At 37.6% G+C, this 19474-nt stretch carries 20 protein-coding genes; 6 read left to right on the top strand and 14 right to left on the bottom strand.

Features of this window, described 5'->3' with window-relative positions; translation table 11 throughout:
• Genes ABN080_RS15950 through rfaQ form a run of 6 tightly spaced genes read right to left on the bottom strand, consistent with a single transcriptional unit; the run spans nucleotide 1 to nucleotide 6432 of the window.
• On the bottom strand, nucleotides 1-963 hold the full coding sequence (locus ABN080_RS15950) for a polysaccharide deacetylase family protein (RefSeq protein WP_349441498.1): 963 nt from the start codon (nucleotides 961-963) through the stop codon (nucleotides 1-3).
• The gene (locus tag ABN080_RS15945; RefSeq protein WP_349441497.1) at nucleotides 956-2050 is read right to left on the bottom strand and encodes a glycosyltransferase; all 1095 of its coding nucleotides are present in this window, start codon (nucleotides 2048-2050) and stop codon (nucleotides 956-958) included. Before ABN080_RS15945 ends, ABN080_RS15950 begins: the two co-directional genes overlap by 8 nt.
• A complete protein-coding gene (locus ABN080_RS15940) occupies nucleotides 2041-3129 on the bottom strand; it encodes a glycosyltransferase family 9 protein (RefSeq protein WP_196554634.1) in 1089 nt (362 codons plus the stop codon). Before ABN080_RS15940 ends, ABN080_RS15945 begins: the two co-directional genes overlap by 10 nt.
• Nucleotides 3129-4244: a glycosyltransferase gene (locus ABN080_RS15935; RefSeq protein WP_349441496.1), complete on the bottom strand. Its 1116-nt coding sequence runs from the start codon at nucleotides 4242-4244 to the stop codon at nucleotides 3129-3131. Before ABN080_RS15935 ends, ABN080_RS15940 begins: the two co-directional genes overlap by 1 nt.
• Nucleotides 4241-5371 carry a glycosyltransferase family 4 protein gene (locus ABN080_RS15930; RefSeq protein WP_349441495.1) on the bottom strand — a complete coding sequence of 377 codons (1131 nt, stop codon included), beginning with the start codon at nucleotides 5369-5371 and terminating at the stop codon, nucleotides 4241-4243. The genes ABN080_RS15935 and ABN080_RS15930 overlap by 4 nt, the downstream gene beginning before the upstream one ends.
• The gene (rfaQ, locus tag ABN080_RS15925) at nucleotides 5368-6432 is read right to left on the bottom strand and encodes a putative lipopolysaccharide heptosyltransferase III (protein ID WP_197269706.1); all 1065 of its coding nucleotides are present in this window, start codon (nucleotides 6430-6432) and stop codon (nucleotides 5368-5370) included. Before rfaQ ends, ABN080_RS15930 begins: the two co-directional genes overlap by 4 nt.
• Before the next feature lie 201 nt (nucleotides 6433-6633).
• Here rfaQ and waaA point away from each other — a divergent pair, with 201 nt between their 5' ends.
• The 3 genes from waaA to coaD are packed head-to-tail and all read left to right on the top strand — an operon-like array spanning nucleotide 6634 to nucleotide 9165.
• Complete coding sequence (gene waaA / locus ABN080_RS15920; RefSeq protein ID WP_072070455.1) at nucleotides 6634-7911, top strand: lipid IV(A) 3-deoxy-D-manno-octulosonic acid transferase; 1278 nt, start codon at nucleotides 6634-6636, stop codon at nucleotides 7909-7911.
• Nucleotides 7911-8690 carry a glycosyltransferase family 2 protein gene (locus tag ABN080_RS15915; protein WP_072070456.1) on the top strand — a complete coding sequence of 260 codons (780 nt, stop codon included), beginning with the start codon at nucleotides 7911-7913 and terminating at the stop codon, nucleotides 8688-8690. Before waaA ends, ABN080_RS15915 begins: the two co-directional genes overlap by 1 nt.
• Entirely contained in the window at nucleotides 8680-9165 is a 486-nt protein-coding gene (gene coaD / locus ABN080_RS15910; RefSeq protein WP_115351308.1) for a pantetheine-phosphate adenylyltransferase, read from the top strand. The genes ABN080_RS15915 and coaD overlap by 11 nt, the downstream gene beginning before the upstream one ends.
• On the opposite strand, the gene mutM is transcribed toward coaD, so the two are convergent.
• The gene (mutM, locus tag ABN080_RS15905; RefSeq protein ID WP_349441494.1) at nucleotides 9162-9986 is read right to left on the bottom strand and encodes a bifunctional DNA-formamidopyrimidine glycosylase/DNA-(apurinic or apyrimidinic site) lyase; all 825 of its coding nucleotides are present in this window, start codon (nucleotides 9984-9986) and stop codon (nucleotides 9162-9164) included. The two genes, coaD and mutM, sit on opposite strands and share 4 nt — an antisense overlap.
• A 99-nt stretch (nucleotides 9987-10085) precedes the next feature.
• Here mutM and rfaL point away from each other — a divergent pair, with 99 nt between their 5' ends.
• Nucleotides 10086-11354, top strand: coding sequence for an O-antigen ligase RfaL (gene rfaL / locus ABN080_RS15900; RefSeq protein ID WP_349441493.1), 1269 nt, complete (start codon nucleotides 10086-10088; stop codon nucleotides 11352-11354).
• Here the strand turns inward: rfaL and ABN080_RS15895 are convergent.
• From ABN080_RS15895 to radC, 7 genes are all read right to left on the bottom strand, one after another.
• Nucleotides 11343-12512 carry a glycosyltransferase family 4 protein gene (locus tag ABN080_RS15895; RefSeq protein WP_349441524.1) on the bottom strand — a complete coding sequence of 390 codons (1170 nt, stop codon included), beginning with the start codon at nucleotides 12510-12512 and terminating at the stop codon, nucleotides 11343-11345. The genes rfaL and ABN080_RS15895 overlap by 12 nt on opposite strands.
• A complete protein-coding gene (locus ABN080_RS15890; RefSeq protein ID WP_196554641.1) occupies nucleotides 12512-13615 on the bottom strand; it encodes a glycosyltransferase family 4 protein in 1104 nt (367 codons plus the stop codon). The genes ABN080_RS15895 and ABN080_RS15890 overlap by 1 nt, the downstream gene beginning before the upstream one ends.
• A 3-nt stretch (nucleotides 13616-13618) precedes the next feature.
• Complete coding sequence (locus ABN080_RS15885; protein ID WP_197269709.1) at nucleotides 13619-14620, bottom strand: glycosyltransferase family 9 protein; 1002 nt, start codon at nucleotides 14618-14620, stop codon at nucleotides 13619-13621.
• A 216-nt stretch (nucleotides 14621-14836) separates the two neighbouring features.
• The gene (locus tag ABN080_RS15880) at nucleotides 14837-15964 is read right to left on the bottom strand and encodes a glycosyltransferase family 4 protein (protein ID WP_349441492.1); all 1128 of its coding nucleotides are present in this window, start codon (nucleotides 15962-15964) and stop codon (nucleotides 14837-14839) included.
• A 149-nt stretch (nucleotides 15965-16113) separates the two neighbouring features.
• On the bottom strand, nucleotides 16114-16281 hold the full coding sequence (gene rpmG, locus ABN080_RS15875; RefSeq protein WP_006534250.1) for a 50S ribosomal protein L33: 168 nt from the start codon (nucleotides 16279-16281) through the stop codon (nucleotides 16114-16116).
• Nucleotides 16282-16291: 10 nt separating this feature from the next.
• Nucleotides 16292-16528 (bottom strand): 50S ribosomal protein L28, encoded by a 237-nt coding sequence (gene rpmB / locus ABN080_RS15870; RefSeq protein ID WP_036914542.1) that lies wholly within the window; start codon nucleotides 16526-16528, stop codon nucleotides 16292-16294.
• 247 nt (nucleotides 16529-16775) lie between these two features.
• Entirely contained in the window at nucleotides 16776-17447 is a 672-nt protein-coding gene (gene radC / locus ABN080_RS15865; RefSeq protein ID WP_349441491.1) for a RadC family protein, read from the bottom strand.
• Nucleotides 17448-17748: 301 nt separating this feature from the next.
• On the opposite strand from radC, the gene coaBC reads away from it, so the two are divergent.
• Together coaBC and dut are read left to right on the top strand one after the other, a co-directional pair.
• A complete protein-coding gene (gene coaBC, locus ABN080_RS15860; RefSeq protein ID WP_349441490.1) occupies nucleotides 17749-18960 on the top strand; it encodes a bifunctional phosphopantothenoylcysteine decarboxylase/phosphopantothenate--cysteine ligase CoaBC in 1212 nt (403 codons plus the stop codon).
• Entirely contained in the window at nucleotides 18944-19402 is a 459-nt protein-coding gene (gene dut, locus ABN080_RS15855; RefSeq protein ID WP_349441489.1) for a dUTP diphosphatase, read from the top strand. The genes coaBC and dut overlap by 17 nt, the downstream gene beginning before the upstream one ends.
• The last annotated feature ends 72 nt before the right edge of the window (nucleotides 19403-19474 follow it).

The raw sequence follows: 19474 nt of genomic DNA, 5'->3' as shown, positions 1-19474 counted from the left end.
TTATTTTGCCTGCATCTTACTTTGATAGTACTCAGCCAACGTCATTCCCTGCACTTTGTCTGACAAGAAACTAAATAACGTTTCTAAATCATTATATAGCCCTTCAATTTCCTGTTCAGTACGGAATGTAGGGCTACCACCCGGCATAAATTCAGATGAATGCAACATAAACTCAATATGAGAGTGGCCTTGAGCCAACGATTTTTCAGCAACATCAATCATCTGTTGGGCATTTCCGCCTTTAGGACGAAGCCAATTTACTGAAGGCGCTCGTTGCTTACCTCTTAACTTATCGTAGCCTTGCTTAACTTTATTCATTAAAGGCGAATGCTTATATTGAATACTCATTGGCACCTCTAGCAATGATGAATTACCCGACTTGGTAATATCTTCTAGATCCATAAAATAAGCATGGCTTGGAAAATGGGTGTAATTAGTGCCGCCCACTTGTGCTGGATCACCTTTTGTAAAACGCCAATCTACTTTAGGCGTGACAGAGCAATCGACTTGATAACCAAATTCAACCAAGAGTTGTGCATAAACCTCATTAAATGCCCAACGCCCCGCACGATGACTTAACATTTTTGTTTGTAGTTTATCTTCAAGTAAATCAGTCATTAATGCGATTTTATCTCGCATTTGCGCTTTGGGGTATTCAATTAAATAAGGCTGATAGCGTAAATCATCATCAGTTAAAGGTGTTAATGGTGGGCTATTCCAAGCATGTAAATGCATACCAATTTCACCCGTATTACGGGCAATAACATCACGAGCAAACTCAATATACGCCTCATCCATTACCATTTCATAATTTGTTAACCAAACAGGTTTAAAATGGAAACGTTCGCAAAGTTGCTGAAAACGAGGAAGAAAATGCGTATTTTGCGTGGTGATCTTACCCTCATTTTCCCAAAGATTATCGCCTTCAGTATCTAATGTGATAATAAATGCAGGTTTAGCCATTATATTCTTTACTCTTCATTTCAAAAAAATCCATCATATTTTTTATATATACATCGCCATAAAATGGCTCAATAGATTTTTTCATTTCACAAGGATTAGGTAGATTTAATCTTTCATTGACAACATCATTTAATATTTTCAAGAATGATGATTCATCATCAACTGGGAATAATTGCCCATTACTTCCATTAATAATATCAGAAGGTCCAGTTAAACAATCAGAGCTAATACAGTAAATTCCATAAGATTGAGCCTCAATTAAAACCATAGGAAGTCCTTCATGAGTTGATGTCAATAAACATGCAGTAACTTCTTTAATATGACTTAATACATAATCCCACGCATTACTTTGCCAACCATGAAAAATAACTTTTTTATCAATTTTTAACTTTTTTGCAAGTGAGAGTAAATCTGCTCTGTCTTCTCCATCTCCAACTAGATGTAACTCCCAGTTTCCTTCTAACTTGCTTAATGAACGAAACATAAATTCAAGGTTTTTACTTCCCTTGGATAATAACCGCCCAACATAGAGAAATTTTGTTCTACCTTGAGGACGAGGGATCGTTTTATCCGTTCTATCTACGGGATTGTAAACTACATTAATACGAGATTCAGGTACATTATTACTAAGTAAATATTTTTTATTACCTGAGCTAATCGGTATATGGTATTGCGTATTTAAAGTGTATATCGCTTTATATGCTATCCATAATGATGTATGTATCCAAGAAAACACTGGGATATGTCTCAGTGAGAACTTAGATGCTAAATTAGCGATATAACACCCTATAACATCTGATCCAATAATAACATCTGGTTTTTCTTTTCTTAAAATATTAGCTAATTTACATGAAAATAAAAATCTTCTTACTTTATGATTTCTAATTTTACAATTAATAAATCTTACATTTAAACTTTCATACCAATTTTCATTAATACAAATATCTCGTTCCTTCAAAAGGACAATAGATAATTCTACTTGAGGATAAAATTCTTTTAATAAATTATTTAATTTATTAAAAACAACCTCCATACCTCCTAAACCTTGCAACTCAATACCAACTATAGTTATTTTTTTTATTGACATAAATACTCACCTACAAGAATATCTAATTTAGATTTAATTAGATCTGTTGATATCTCACTGACTTTACTATCTATTTTGTCCTGAGTTATTTGAATTGCTTTTTGATTATTTGGTGACCACAAATAATTATTTGCATATTGGCCATGATAATCATTTCCATACAATGCAAGTGTAGGTTTATCAAAAGCCGTAGCAACATGAACAATAGATGTATCTGGTGTTATTACTAAATCAGCATATTTTATAATTGCTGATGCACTAATAAAGTCTCCAATAGGATTGCTCACAATATTTTCGAATTGAAGATTTTCTAGATCATTCTGTCGTCCAATAAAGATAATATTTACTTCATATTTTTTGAAATATGACATTATAAATAATAGCTGTTCTTTTGATATATCTCTTTTTTCAGATGCAGAAAATGGATTTATTACTACCGTTTTTTTATATGGTAGATCATTAATAAATTTTTTTATCTTATTTTCTATCACACTAGGGATCATAATCTCATATTTAAGTTCATCAAAAGGCACATTAAGAACATTAAGCATTTCCTTGTACCTTTCAATAACATGAGATTGATACTTATCATAATTTATATTTAAATTATATGTTTTAATGTTATTTTTATTAAAGCCGACAACATTTTTAGCATCAATTATTCTTATAAATAATAAATAAGATATTGGGAGTAACTCTCCCATATCAATAATTAAATCGTAACTTTCTTTCCTTAAACTGAGCGCTAATTTTATAATAGAAAAAAATTTTTCTTCATATGTGTAATTTTTATTATATAAATCAGAGTACTCAATAACACAAAAATTATTATTTCCAGAAACAATATCTACAGAATACCCATTGTTCTTTAGTTGTCTTAAAATTGATGTTGAAACAACCATGTCACCAATTTTATTATCATCTCTTAAAAAAAGTACTTTAGGATCTTTTTTTAAAGAAAAACTCTTACGATAAATAGAATCAATAAAAAATTTGGCAATAGCAAATTTCACCCTCTTAAAAAAATAATTTTTCTGTCTATTTAATCGCCTAAGCGTACTAAATTTTTTATTTCCCATTATTGGTGCACTCTAGTAACTATAAGTTCAACATACTGATCAATCACTTCATTAATATCAAATTTTTGGTACATCTCAGGTGTGATTTTAGGTGGGGTAAAATAAACCAATCGCATCTTTTCTGCTAACGATGTTACATTTAGATCTGCTTTATAATTAGCAAGCTCACCTTCCATAATCTCACCAATACCACCGGGACAATTGGTACTCGCAATCGGTGTATTACAAATCAAAGATTCAACCAACACATTGCCTAAACCTTCGCTATCAGAGCTTAAAATAACCGCTTTTGCATCATTAATAACAGCAAATGGATTTGCTAAAAAACCAATTAAACTTACTTTATTTTCTAAATTAAGCTCTGCTATTTTATTTTTAATTTTAGTTGTCACTTCAGAAGAGCCTTGTCCTGCAATAAATAATTTACAAGGCAAATCCGCTAACGCAAATGCTTCTAATAATCTGTCATGCCGTTTAACTTCATGAAAACGACCAATATGTAGTAAATAATCTTGCCCTTGATAAGAATTACTTTCTAACGCTAAATTTCTAATTTCTTGAATATCAAACGGATTATAAATTGTTTTTAATTGTTGTGGTGATACTCCCACATTTTCGATCAAATCCTGCCCAGCCGCATTGGAAACCGTAATAATATTTTTTCCTTGATATACTTTTTGGATCTTTTTTTGTTTTAACCAACGAGAAAAACCTGTTTTATTACCTAAATAAGATTGGGAAAATATGCCATGAATGCAATACCATGTATTTTTATCTGCCAGCTCTTTAGATAAAGCGACTATTCTATCTGTCTTATGCAAATTTGAAACAACAAGCGATGGAATACCTTTACGTGCAAATAGTGATTTCAACGTATTATCCATCGACTTTGCTCGACGTTTCAGTTCTGTTTGTCGATGAAATAATCCACGGTAACTGTCTGCATCAATCAATAACTCAATATTAGCAGGGATCGAATAATCACACTTTTCAGCTAAAGAGAGTAACGTAACGGTATAACCACGCTGGCTTAAACCATGACAGAGCCTGATAGTGACATTTTCAGCACCACCACCCGGTAATCCATCAATAATAAAAAGGATATGTTCCTTCATAAACTAAGAACCTTTTGGTAAAGCCCAATCAGTTGTTGAGATAAATGCTCTGGCGTATAAGGCAATATCTTGTTTCGGGCAGCTTTAGACATTCTATTATCAAGATTATCGGCAGAAATTGTTTTTATTGCACTTACCATTGCCGAAATATCTAGCGCATCAGTGACAAAACCATTAACACCTTGCTCAATAAATTCAGAGCCACCACAAGTATAACTAGTGATCACGGGTAAACCACATGCCATTGCCTCTAAAACAACATTAGGAAAAGGATCATATAAAGTGGGTAACAATAAACCATCTGCCATTTGATATAAAGGTAAGGTGTCTTTTTGCACACCTAGAAAATGAACGCGATCATGACTTTTTAATTGATGAGCAAATTGCTGATATTTTTTCTGCTCTTTATCTTGTCCAACTACAATCAAATGTGCACTTGTACAACTAATTGCTTCTATGGCCGCTTTTAAGCCTTTGCGCTCAAATCCAGAGCCCACATAAATAAAACATTTTGCTTCAACAGGAATATGGTATTGCTGGCGTAATTGTTCGCGATAAAGCGCAGTCGCAGGGAAAAATCGCTGATTATCAATCGCATTATAAATTACGCTAATGCGCTCACTTTCAATACCAAAATCTTCCATCACTTCACGCTTTACCATTTCTGAATTACAGATAACGCGTTTTAGTTCTGGTGAATGATACATCTCTTTTTCAGCTTTCATTACATAGCGGTGATAACAACTATTAAGCAATAATTGACTACGTAATGGGCTTAAAACGCGTGAACGTTGTAATAACCATCGGTGATGAACACCGTCTCCTGCACGATAAATATCGCATCCTGCAATACGTTCATGACTTTGAACTAAATCGAACTTTTCTTTTTGCCAACATTGTCTTGCTGCTTGAGCAAAGCCTTTTTCACGGCTAATTCGCCCCCATTTTATTGGGTTGACAATATGAATATGCCACTGAGGTTGTACTGCACCAATCCATGAACGCGTGATCACATTAAGTTGTACAGCTTGATTATCTAATGCCTCAAGCGCTCGAGAAACAAATCGTTCTGCTCCCCCATCAGGTCGGTATTTTTGACGCACTATAGCCAATCGGAATGAATTCATTTTAGTTGTCCCCTTACGGCATTCAGTACATCTTCGACAGGTATTAAACTGAGATAACGCGTTTGTGTGTTGGTATTGACATCATCAGGATCAGGGAGTTCACCATAATTGCCTGCCCATAACACTTCGCCAATATGTTCCCATGGCGACCAATGAAATAATTTTGATGGCCCAAAGAGTGCAATAAGAGGCGTTTTAAGTGCTGCCGCCATATGCATGGGAACAGAATCAACCCCAATAAATAAACGAGCATGATCAATTAACGCAGCAAGTTGAGGTAAAGAAAGTTGTCCTGATAATGAAACCACACTGTTTGAAGTACACCCTTTAATAATGGTCTCTACCATCTCTTTTTCACGAACATCAGGCCCTGATGTTAAAATAATTTGGTGTCCATCATGCTGTAAGGCATCGATTAATTCAGACCACTTATTTTCATCCCAACATTTAAAAAACCAACGAGATGTCGGTTGGATAACAATATAAGATGTGAATACACCTTGAGATTTTAGCTTATCAATAACGCACTGTTTATCTTGTTCACTGTATGCCATTGATACTTGATTATCTATTTTAGGTAGCTGTAATGGTTGCAAGAGCGCTAAATTTTGCTCCACAATATGTTGAGTATAAACAGAGTCTAAAGGGATCAAATGAGTAAAGCATTTTTTCCAAAAAGGGCTTTGACGTTTATAAATATCATATCCAACACGAATTTTAGCCCCCGTAAAACGCGTTATTAATGCACTATTCCATTGATCGGCTAAGTTTATAACAACATCATAGTGTCTCTTTCTTAATTCAGTGAACAATTGCCACTCATGACGTAACCTTGCCAGCTTCCCTTCATTTTTCCATGCTTTATCTAGTGCAAAGATATGGTGAATGGAGGAAAAACTCTCAATCATTGGCATGGTTTCTTTATTGATTAAAACATCCACTTCAGCATTTGGAAAGTTAGCTTTTAATGTATTAATAACAGGGGTAATCAATAAAGTATCACCATGATGTCGTAACTTAATAATAAGAACCCGTTGTATTAACTTCATTTTTTCACTCATAACATTCCAAATGTACTTGAATAACTAGCAATGTGATTTGATTATAAAAAAAATTCTATCAAGTTTCCTGAATAAAGCCTGTTAAAATTAATAAAAAAGCATTATACCGTGTTGTTTATCGCCACAACGTTTGTTTTTACACACTTTCTACTGCACAGTGTGATACTATAAGCGTTCGTCCAGATAAGTGAATTTGATAGCATGTTGTTGCGTTTATATCAGGTACTTCTTTACCTTATTCAACCTCTGATTTGGTTACGTCTTTTATTACGTAGCCGTAAAGCACCCGCCTACCGAAAACGGTGGGGAGAGCGCTATGGCTTTTGCAAAGGCAAAGTCGTGCCTCAAGGGATATTATTGCATTCTGTATCTGTGGGTGAGACTCTCGCCGCAGTGCCACTTGTTCGCGCCCTTCGCCATCACTATCCTGATTTACCTATAACAGTCACTACCATGACTCCAACAGGTTCAGAACGTGTACGTTCTGCATTTGGTGATGATGTTTACCATGTCTATCTTCCTTATGATTTACCAGGTTCAGTTAATCGTTTTCTTAAAACGGTCGATCCGAAATTGGTTATCATTATGGAAACAGAATTGTGGCCTAACCTAATTTCAAAACTGCATCAACGAAAGATCCCGTTGATTATTGCTAATGCACGTTTATCAGAACGCTCTGCCGCTGGTTATCAAAAATTAGGTAATTTTGTCAAAACGATGCTCCAAAAGATCACCTTAATCGCGGCTCAAAACCAAGAAGATGGTGAGCGCTTTATCGAATTAGGCCTTAAACGCTCACATTTGCATGTAACAGGCAGCCTGAAATTTGATATTTCTGTTACCCCTGAATTAGCTGCCAGAGCTGTTGCTTTACGTCGCCAATGGGCAGCTCACCGCCCTGTTTGGATAGCAACGAGCACGCATGAAGGTGAAGAGACCATTATTTTAGAGACACATAAAAAGCTTCTGACACAATTTCCACAACTTTTGTTAATTTTAGTGCCTCGACATCCTGAACGTTTTCCTAAAGCTGAGCAATTAACCCGCGAAGCAGGATTAAAGTACACATTACGTAGCACTGATGCTGTTCCCGATGCACAAACTCAAGTGGTTATTGGCGATACTATGGGCGAACTGATGTTGCTCTATGGTATTGCTGATTTAGCTTTTGTGGGAGGGAGTTTAGTCGAGCGAGGTGGTCATAACCCGTTAGAAGCAGCCGCTCACGCTATCCCTGTAATTATGGGGCCTCATACTTTTAATTTTAAAAATATCTGTGCCAAGCTTGATCAAGCTGAAGGGTTAATCACTGTCACGGACAGTCAATCAATGGCAACAGCGATCGCCTCACTGCTTAATGATGAAGACTATCGTCGTTATTATGGTCGTCATGCGGTTGAAGTACTTCATGAAAATCAAGGGGCATTACTGCGTTTACTCACCTTACTTTCCCCCTATCTTCCTCCCCGGAGTCACTAATGAGCCAGAGTAAGCGCCTTTCTGTGGTGATGATCAGTAAAAATGTCGCTGATGTCATTGGTGAATGCTTAGACTCTGTACAATGGGCGGATGAAATCATTGTGTTAGATTCGGGGAGTCAAGATGATACCTGCCGTATTGCAACAGAAAAAGGGGCAAAAGTCTTTGTAAACAGTGAGTGGCCAGGTTTTGGTAAACAGCGCCAATTAGCACAACAATATGCCACTGGTGATTATATTTTTATGATCGATAGTGACGAACGTGTCACTCCTGAGCTAAAAACCAGTATCCTCGCAATATTGCAACAACCTGAAGAAAATGTGGTTTATCACTGTGCTCGCCGTAATTTATTTATGGGGCGTTTTATGAAGCACAGTGGTTGGTATCCCGATAAAGTGACACGTTTATATGCTCGTGAACGTTATCAATATAACGATAATTTAGTTCATGAATCATTAGAAACCCAAGGTGCAACCGTTAAAACCTTACAAGGTGACCTCTTACATCTTACTTGCCGTGATCTCATGGAGTTTCAGCAAAAACAGCTAAAATATGCCACCGAATGGGCAAAAGAGCGTCACCAACAAGGTAAAAAAGCCAGTTTCAGCTCAATTTTAAGTCATACATTAGGAGCTTTTTTTAAGACGTGGTTGTTAAGAATGGGGTTTTTAGATGGAAAACAGGGTTTGATATTGGCATTTGTTAACGCACAGTATACCTTTAATAAATACGCCTCTTTATGGGAACTCAGCCAGAAGACTATCAATAATGAAAAATAAAGCTATCTACCCCGGAACATTCGATCCAATCACTTATGGCCATATTGATATTTTAACCCGTGCTGCGGGTATGTTTGATACGGTTTTATTAGCCATTGCTGATAGCGCCCGTAAAAATCCGATGTTTACCCTCGAAGAACGTGTTGATCTAGCCAAACAGGTAACGAGTCATTTACCTAATGTTGAAGTGGTTGGGTTTAGTGAACTAATGGCTAATTTTGCCAAACAACAACAAGCGACTATTTTAATTCGTGGTGTACGTAGCGTTTCTGACTTTGAATATGAATGGCAACTGGCCAATATGAACCGCCATTTTGCACCTGATCTTGATAGCGTATTTTTACTACCCTCTCAAAATCTTTCTTTTGTCTCTTCATCTTTAATTAAAGATGTGGCGCGCCATGACGGTGATGTCTCTACGTTTTTACCTGAAGTAGTCACCACCGCCATGCTAAAAAAACTCGGTAAAATTTAACTCTCATTTTCACCATGTTGGCAATGTCGGCAGAAAAAGGTGCTACGTTGCCCTTGCTTAATGCTTTCAATTGTATGTCCACAAATTAAACAAGGTTTATCTTTACGCCCATAAACAAATAGCTCTTGTGCAAAATAACCAGGTTTACCATCTGATTGTAAAAAGTCTTTTAGTGTTGTCCCACCTTGTTCGATAGAGCGTGTTAATACGCGTTTTATCGCAGTCACTAGTACCACACACTCTTCTAACGTTAAACTATTGGCTTTTCTATCTGGCATAATACCTGATGAAAATAGTGCCTCGTTAGCATAAATATTGCCGACACCCACAACTAATTTATTATCCATTAACCATGGTTTGATGGCTGTTTTTTTATTTTCTGACTGTTGATATAGATATTGTGCATTAAATTCATCAGAAAGGGGTTCAGGCCCTAAATGGGCTAATACTGAGCTGGTTGTTAAATCTTCACACCATAACCATGCACCAAAGCGTCGAGGATCGGTATAACGCAATACTTTGCCATCACGAAAAATCAAATCGATATGATCATGTTTTTCTTCAGGCTGTTCCTCTAATAAAATACGCACACTCCCTGACATCCCCAAATGGATAATGATCCATCCAGTATTCAGTTCTATGAGTAGATATTTAGCTCGTCGCTTAACACTTAAAATAGGCTCATCGAGTAAGGTTTTTATTTTTTCAGAAACGGGCCAACGTAATTTACTATTACGCACAATGGCATAGTGCAACACATTACCTACAAGATGAGGTTCAATGCCTCGGCGACTGGTTTCGACTTCTGGCAATTCAGGCACTGGTGACTCCATAATTATCAGATAAGAGATACAGCGATAACATCATTTTTATTGTATGATCAGCTTCCCTAAAAGCATAAAGGACGATAGCAGATTATTATGATGGTATTTAAAGATTGTAGTAAAAAATCCCTGTGGAACTTATCCATTATTGGGCTTTACATTATATTGATCTACTTACCAGATATCACTCGTTATAAAAATATTGTGATGGGGTTGATTGGTGCAACAGCACTGTGGTATCTGGTACGTGACTTTAAGACTATCTGTAAGATATTTAAAAATAATCTCGCTTTTTCACTCCTGTTTTTATTGCTCGCGATTGGTTATTCCATCGTAATTTCTGTTGAACCTAGCATCAGTATAAAAGAGATAAATAAGCCGATTTTAAATGGCTTACTGCTGTTTGCTGTGACCTTTCCGATTGTATTATATAAAGAAAAGCCTACCGATATAGCTAAAATGGTGATGGTTGCTTTTGCGATAGGGTTGCTGGTGATTATGGCTAAAGAATTAGTGCAGTATTATTTGGAGTATCAAAGAGGTATTTGGGCCTTCACGAAAAAAAGCCAGTTGATTCATAGAGAAATATCTTACACTCTTCTTTTTTTCTTTCCCACTATATTAGCGTTATGGGCTTTAAAAAAACAAAATTCCGTTATTAATTGGCTACTATTAGCTGTTGTTAGTTTAGCATTTATTTTTATAATGTTAGGTACATTAGCACGAGGTGCTTGGGTCACATTAGCGATTAGTACATTACTTATCTTAAGTATTAACCGTCAATGGTTGCTGCTGATAATAAGTGCGCTAACTTGCGCTTTATTGTTTATTGGTGCGATAAATTTACCGACAAATCCTGTTGTCAGCAAATTTCTTCAACAGAAATTAACTCAAATAAACAGTGGTCAACGTTTTGATAATGGTACCCAAGGCTCAGCATTAGATCTTATCTTTAAACAACCGATAAAAGGTTATGGCTACGGTAATCAGCTTTACCATAATATCTATAATGAGCATGTTAAAGAGCATCCTGAATGGATATTTAAAAAATCCGTAGGCCCCCATAATATCTTTCTCGCTTTTTGGTTTGCTGGCGGTATTTTAGGGTTATTTGGTATTCTCTATTTTTGCTCTTCAGTAATTGCTCAAGGTATCCAACTAATAAGAAAGAACTCAGGAATTATTCGCCAAGCAGCTTTAGTGTTATTGATGTCATTTTTAGGGGTATATGTACTACGAGGATTATTTGAAAATGCCTATATTAATCAAGTGGGTATTTTGGTGGGATTAATGTTGGCATTGCGTCATGCTTTACTCAATAATCAATCACGCCATCAGATAAACAACAATAGATTACTTAATTAACTTCTCTATTGTTTTTAGAATAGTCTCTGCCCGCTTATCCCAGTTGTAATAGTTTTCAACCAGAGAGCGGGCATGAGTTGTTTTTTCTTTAGTTCTCTGCGGGTTTTCTCTTAGTTGTATTATCTGTTTTGCAAAACTTTGTGCATCACCACTATCGGCAAAACTCACTGCTTTCTCATCCACAACATCACGAATTGAAGGAAAATCTGAAATGACCACCGGTTTTTCCATAGCCATATATTCAAATAACTTAAGTGGTGAAGTATAACGACTTCCAATGCTCGTTAACGTCAGCGGGAGTACACAGATATCATGCATAGCAATCGCTTCAAAGCGTTTTTTCGGATCAATAAACCCCAAGAAATTCACTTTATCTTTGACATCCATTTCTTGAGCTAATAAGGTTAATCCCCCAATCTGCTCCGGCGTTCCTCCTGCGATATTCAACCGTGCGTTATCAAGGTATTTCATTGCTCGCATCATGGTTGGAATACCTTTCCATTTATGCAAACTTCCCAAATAAAGCACTTCAGTAATGGGTTGATTTAATTTAGGAGGTACTATCTGATGATCTGCCACAGCATGTAAATCCACACCATCAGGAACCACTGTTATTGGTGTAGTAACTTGATACTGCGAAACAATATCATCTCTTAATAATGAAGTAAGAACAAAAACACCCGTAGCTTGGCTATAAACCAACTTTTCCATTTTTAATAGCTTATGATATTTGGCTCGATTCTTTTTTTTCTCAAATGAATGAGACTCTGCAAAAGATTGAGCAAAGATTTCATGGCTTTCAAAAAAGAGAGGAATGTCTGGGTAATTTTCACAGAGATAACAAGCTAGTTTTAAATTACGGGTAAACAACGCATCAACGTTATTTTGCTTTACCCAGCGAGTAATCTGTAATGAGAAAAGTTTTTGTGAATTAAACGGAAAATACCATTTACGGCGAATATCTCTTAAAGAAACTAAACTCGCATTAGGATGAATAGCACGCCCTAATATATCACTATCTCGATATTGTCCTTTAGGTGTCACTAAAGTGACATGTGCACCCGCTCTGGCAAAAGCATCGACATTTTGCAGTATTTGCAATGAAGCCACACGTAAGTCAGGAACCGGGTAAGGATCAAGATAGGCAATTTTCATAATTATGACGCCAGTGCCCGTAATAAACGTTGCGCAGAGTGTTGCCAAGTATAACGTGATTCAATGCGTAGACGAGCTTGCTCCCCCATGCTTTTGCCTCTATCCGGTAATGCACGAAGATGATTAATCGCTATCACAATTTCATCTGCACTACCTGGTGCGACAAGAAGCCCAGCGGTGCCTTCATTACCCACCACTTCAGGAATACCCCCGATATGGCTTGCAATGACAGGTTTTGCACACGCCATCGCTTCAGCAATCGTAATACCGAAGGCTTCATCTCCTGTACTCGGGAAAATACCTGCGTCACTTGATGCATAAAATTCAGGTAATACGTTATGTTCAACAGGTTGATGAAAAATAACTTGCTCTGCAATCCCTTTAGAAATTGCTTTCTTTTTTAATCGCTCAAGATCATCACCAGCACCGATAATCAGAAGTTTAACATCTTCACCTTTTAATTGCTCTATGGCATCAATTGCGACACTCAAACCTTTCCAACCTACTAGCCGTCCTGCAAAGGAGAGTAAAAAAGTAGACGCATTGATCCCTAATTGCTCACGCAGTGACGTGGTCATAGGCTTAAACTTTTCAATATCCACACCATTATAAATTACGTTTGGAAACTGCTTAAAATGATGTTGGATTTGCCAAGCATTAAAGTGACTGCACGCAACCCATGCTGAAATTTTTTTACCTAACCTGCGATCGCCTTTAAAAAAACTGGTTCCCCCACTCATATAACAAAAACGCGTTGAGGATGATTTAGGCATCATAGAGGGCCAAAAAAAATCAAAAGGCTTCGTTAAAATTACCCAATCAAAATGTTGGCTGATAACCTCTTTTTTAGCATGTCGTGCAAAAGTATAACGCTCAACAATACGACGAAAGCGCCCACCGAGATCAATCACTTTATCTCTGGGGGTATAAGGATAAGTGTGAACCTGTATTTGGCGTCCTGCCAGATTGTGTCGAATATCGCCATTGCCACCATAAAGATGAACTTCATGTCCAGCATCATGCAATTGCTTAGCCAGTTCCCAAACCGCTGTTTGGATCCCGCCATAAGACATGGTGATTGTGACATCAATTATACCGATCTTCATGGATTACTTTTTCACCTTCATTCCATCAATGATATTACGCACTGCATTCCACACTTCTTCAACTGATATTTCAGCCATATTGTCTTCGCGACGAGCATTTTCCAACGAGGTTGGGTGTTGGATAACCTGACAACAAGAATGTTGTAATGGCGCTAAATAGCACCCTGGGTGATAGCTATGGTATAACGCCACCATTGGGATATCTAAAGCCCCTGCTAAATGTGTAGGCCCTGTATCTACCCCTACATAAAGCGATAAATTTGCCATAATTGCCGCATTTTGTCGCATTGAAACTCGACCGGCTAAGGCTAAACAACGCTCTTCACCTATTCTTTTAGCTAAATCAATGGAGAGTTGTTCACTTTCCTTACTACCTAATAGCAAGAAATACGTACTCGCGTCATGGGTAATTATCTGCTTTGCTAATTGTAGAAAATTTTCCACCGGCCAATCTCTATAGGCTTTAGCCGGAAAACTCTGTAATTGAAAACCAATAATATTCTTATTAATTAATGAATTATCTTTTAAAAATTGTTGTGCAAAGCTCTTTTCTTCATCACTGATAAAGTAACGTAGCTGCCAACAACTCGGATAAATCCCTAACGCATTAATTAATAAGGCACGTTCTTTTTGTGCAACCATCGGCGATTTGGGACGTTCAACCCAAGTCACATCAGTTTGCTGTTGCGACTGATCAGAAAAAGTCACAGTATGGTGAGATTGACGACGGGCATAGCTCACCAACTCACTATCATTGCCATATACTAGTGCTAAATCATAAGGCTTATGAGGTAGCCAGCCAGTCCAAACCGCTCTTTTTTTAGAAAAATGCCTAATACAATCAATATCAGGATTATGCTCAAGAATGCATGCGCTACGTTTATGTGCAAGCACATGAATATGAGCATTAGGCCAACGCTGTTTTAATGCATGGATAACCGGTGTGATAAGTAATGTATCACCGAAACGGGCTATCGCTATAACCAATATATTATTTGGATCCATATGCTTTTTATTTGGCTTAAATGATACATTTACTTCTCAGACTATACACTAAAAAGTATTACAAATATTCATCAATAAGATGAATACACTAAGTTGATAATAGAGACTCTAAGTCATTCAAGGTGTATTTAGTACGAATAAGTACAATCAGCCATACGACAACTTAAAATATGACGAGTAGAGATAATCGTTTCACGACTTTATTATCAACATTAATCATACTGATTTATTTTTATCGTTAATTGCCTGAATAAAGATCCTTTCCATCTTATCTAGCATATTATCCAAGCCAAATCGTGAAACAGCATGTTCAAGTGCAGCTTTTCCCATCTGTTCACGTAATTGTTCTAAGCCCATTAATTTAGCTAAATGGCTTGTCAGTGCCTCTTGTTCTTGGGGCACCAATGTAAAACCCGTTTTACCATCAATAACAGCCTCGCTAATCGCTCCCACCGTTGTAGAAACAATAGGTAAACCACAGGCCATTGCTTGCATAATGCCTTGAGGCACACCTTCATTACCAAAAGAAGGTAATGCAAAGAGATCCATTGCATTTAAACAATCAGGCACATCATTACGATTACCTAAAAAGAAAATACTTTGCGCTAATCCCGCATTTTTGACCATTGGCTCTAAATTTTTACGCTGAGGTCCATCACCGACAAAAATTAATTGCCAATCGGGAAACTGCTGATGTAATGATTTCCATGCTTCGACTAAATATTTATGCCCTTTCCACACTCGCATTGTTGCCACTATTCCTAATGTTGGTTTATTAGGGATACCTATTTTCGCTCTAGCATGCTGTTTATCCTGTGGAAAAAAACGTTGTAAATCAATACCGGTAGGTACTGATGTCATTTTTTCTAATGGGAATTTATTGTGCTGATGTAATGTCTGACGTAGCTTTTCGCCTGTTGTCACGATATGCGTGCTAGATGAAAGATAGAGCCAGCGAGTAGGTAGTGAGCGTGAAACATCGGTAGAAACATGACGAGTACGCACAATCGGTGGTGTATGGCTTAATGTGGCACAAGAGGCTGCAACTAACCATGCATCGGTAGAACTATGAGTATTAATCACATCAAATTGGTGATGATGTATTTTCAGCCACTGACGAAGTGCTTTTAATGCAGAGACACGTTTTTTTTCAATCGGTAATGTAAAAACTTCAATACCATAATCAGGCGCAGCTTTGGCAATTTTAGAGGTCGGGCAACACACTAGCGCAACTTGGTGCCCTCTGCGGATCATACCTTGAGATTCCGTCAGTATACGAATTTCCTGACCACCCCACCCACAAGATGATTCTGTATGTAATATTGATAATACTGACTTGCTCATCCGCAATCCATTCACCTGATGATTCAAAAAGAGCCATAGTATAACTAAAGAGCAAAGGAAGATCACAATAGCTTTACTTTGTTATACTTAGCAGGCTTTAGATAACAAAAAACCCGACACAAAGGTCGGGTTTTTTAAGAAAACTAAAATTATTTAATTTTAGCTTCTTTATAAAGCACATGTTGACGAACAACTGGATCGAATTTTTTCATTTCCAGTTTTTCTGGCATAGTGCGTTTGTTCTTCGTAGTGGTATAGAAGTGACCTGTACCAGCAGAAGAAACGAGTTTAATTTTCTCGCGAATACCTTTAGCCATTTTTCAGCTCCTAGAACTTCTCACCACGGGCACGTAAATCTGCTAATACAGATTCGATGCCTTTCTTATCAATCACACGCATACCTTTAGCAGATACACGCAGAGTTACGAAACGTTTCTCAGACTCAACCCAGAAACGGTGAGAGTGCAGGTTTGGCAGAAAACGGCGTTTAGTCGCGTTTAATGCGTGAGAGCGGTTGTTTCCACTCACAGGACGCTTGCCGGTAACTTGGCAGACTCGGGACATGTCTATTCTCCAAAAATCTAATCAGCTCGAGCTTTAGTATCAGGTTTGACCGCCTCGTCAGGCTTTGGAGCCCATCTCAGCAACTTTTAACGATTGAAAAACTGTGTAAACACCTCAGAAAAAACTTGCTGAGATAGGCTCTTCTCGCCAAACCCAAGATCCTCAAAGGTGGCGTAGTATACGCCCAATGGCCTCAACGCTCAAGACCCGTACAAATAAAGATTGACAATAATTACAAAAATATTTGCTATAACCAGCCACGTTCAGCAAAAGAAACACAGTTATCATGCCCTATTACAAGGTGATCGAGTACATTTACACCCACTAATTGGCATGCAGCAAAAATTTTCTTAGTGATCTGTTTATCTGCAAGGCTAGGTTCACAAATACCTGAAGGATGATTATGGGCAAGAATAATCGATGTTGCATTCTTTTTTATTGATTGACGTACAATTTCTCTAGGATGAACTTCTACTCGATTAATAGTTCCTTTAAACATCTCTTCATAGGCAATTAATTGATTTTGATTATCAAGAAAAAGCACCACAAACACTTCTCTTTCTTGCCAATTAAGTAATTTTTTTAAGTAATATTTCGTTTCCTCTGAAGAAGATAACACATTTTTATACATAAATTGTGTAGTCGAAAAGCGTTGTGCCATCTCATTAATTGCCTGTAATTGGGTAAATTTACCCACACCAACACCTTTAAAACGGCCAAGTGTTTCATAATCGGCACTAATGACATGATATAAAGAGCCACATTCTTTAAGTAAAAAAGCGGCGAGCTCTAATACTGATTTTTCATAAGTTCCTGTACGTAAAAAAAGAGCAAGTAACTCAATATCGGTAAGCGACTCCACGCCATAAAGCAGTAACTTCTCTCTAGGTAAAAGTGCACTAACTGATTGATTTTCCATCCGTGGACTCCTTAATTAGCAAAATTGGGACATAAGTAACTTATTTTATTTCTTCACTTTAATTCTGCTATCTTGCTTTTTAAGCGCGCATCATAAAATGCCAATCATAAAACAACTGTTGTTTTATACAGTCAATTTACTATAAACTGCTTATATTGTATGAAAAAGACACATATCAAAATTATGCGAGATGACCCGCAAAAATTTAATCAATAAAACATGAAGTTACATAGAATTCCGAATTCACGGATACCTTGTGGTAAAATTGCGGACAATTATTTATGTACTTAGGCATTTCATCATGACTACACTTCACAACAAAAAGATTATTCTTGGTATTAGTGGTGGTATTGCGGCCTATAAAGCACCTGAACTTGTTCGCCGTTTACGTGATAAAGGTGCTATTGTCCGTGTTGTAATGACACCCGCGGCACATGCTTTTGTCACACCATTATCATTACAAGCGGTTTCTGGCTTTCCTGTAGCTGATGACCTACTTGATCCCGCTGCAGAAGCAGCAATGGGGCATATTGAATTAGGTAAATGGGCTGATTTAATTTTACTTGCACCTGCAACAGCTGATCTTATCGCCCGTTTACGTGCAGGCATGGCTAATGATTTACTCACCACACTCTGTTTAGCCAGTAGTGCGCCTATTGCCATTGCCCCAGCAATGAATCAGCAGATGTATCGAGCCGCTATTACACAAGAGAATTTATCCGGTTTAGAACAACGGGGTTGTTTAATTTGGGGGCCTGATTCAGGTAGCCAAGCGTGTGGTGATGTGGGTCCTGGGCGAATGCTAGATCCTTTAGAGCTCGTCACATTAGCTGAAAAACAACTTGCTATACAATCACAAGATTTTGTGGGTAAAAAAATCACCATCACCGCAGGGCCTACTCGTGAAGCGCTAGATCCGGTACGTTTTATCAGCAATCATAGCTCTGGAAAAATGGGCTTTGCAATTGCACAAGCGGCTGCATTAAGGGGCGCTGAAGTTACTCTTATCGCTGGCCCTGTCACATTACCGACACCCGCTTGTGTTAAACGTATCGATGTTGAAAGCGCACAAGAAATGTATGAACAAGTGATGATGCTAGCGCCTTCACAAGATATTTTTATTGGTTGTGCAGCCGTTGCAGATTATCGCGCTAAACTTATTGCGACTGAAAAAATTAAAAAACAAGGTGATGAAGTCACCATCACTATGGTAAAAAACCCCGATATTGTTGCCAGTGTCGGAAAAATGATTGAGCATCGTCCTTTTGTTGTTGGATTTGCAGCCGAAACCCAGAATGTGGAAGAATATGCCCGCAAAAAACGAGAACAGAAGCAGCTTGATTTAATCTGTGCTAATGATGTTTCATTAGAAAATCAAGGCTTTAACAGTGACAATAATGCATTACACCTTATTTGGGCTAATGGAGAAACGCGTTTACCACACAGTAGTAAAGCACAACTTAGCCATCGCCTACTCGACGAGATAGCCAAACACTATGATGAAAAAAATTGATGTTAAAATTCTTGATGCTCGTATTGGCCAAGAATATCCACTTCCTGCTTATGCCACAACAGGCTCTGCTGGTTTAGATTTACGTGCTTGCCTTGATGCACCATTGATACTTGAACCAGGGCAAACTGAATTATTACCGACAGGTCTCGCTGTACATATTGCCGATGAAGGCTTAGCAGCAATGGTGCTTCCTCGTTCAGGCTTGGGCCATAAACACGGTGTTGTATTAGGTAACTTAGTTGGACTGATTGATTCTGACTACCAAGGCCAATTGATGGTGTCAGTTTGGAATCGTGGGCAAAAAGCGTTCACCATCGAACCGGGCGAACGTATTGCTCAGATGGTTATCGTACCGGTCGTTCAAGCTGAATTTAATATTGTTGAAGATTTTACCGCAACGGAACGTGGTAGTGGCGGTTTTGGTCATTCCGGCCGCCAATAATAACGACGTCTTGCATTAATTATTTCAATGACGATATCACTCCCTTTGCACTAAAAATTCAAGTGCAAAGGT

This window comes from Proteus sp. fly-1089 (assembly GCF_040138965.1).
GTDB classification, from domain to species: domain Bacteria; phylum Pseudomonadota; class Gammaproteobacteria; order Enterobacterales; family Enterobacteriaceae; genus Proteus; species Proteus vulgaris_B.
Note: the sequence above shows the minus strand (reverse complement) of the source record. Positions and strands in the feature narration are given on the sequence as shown.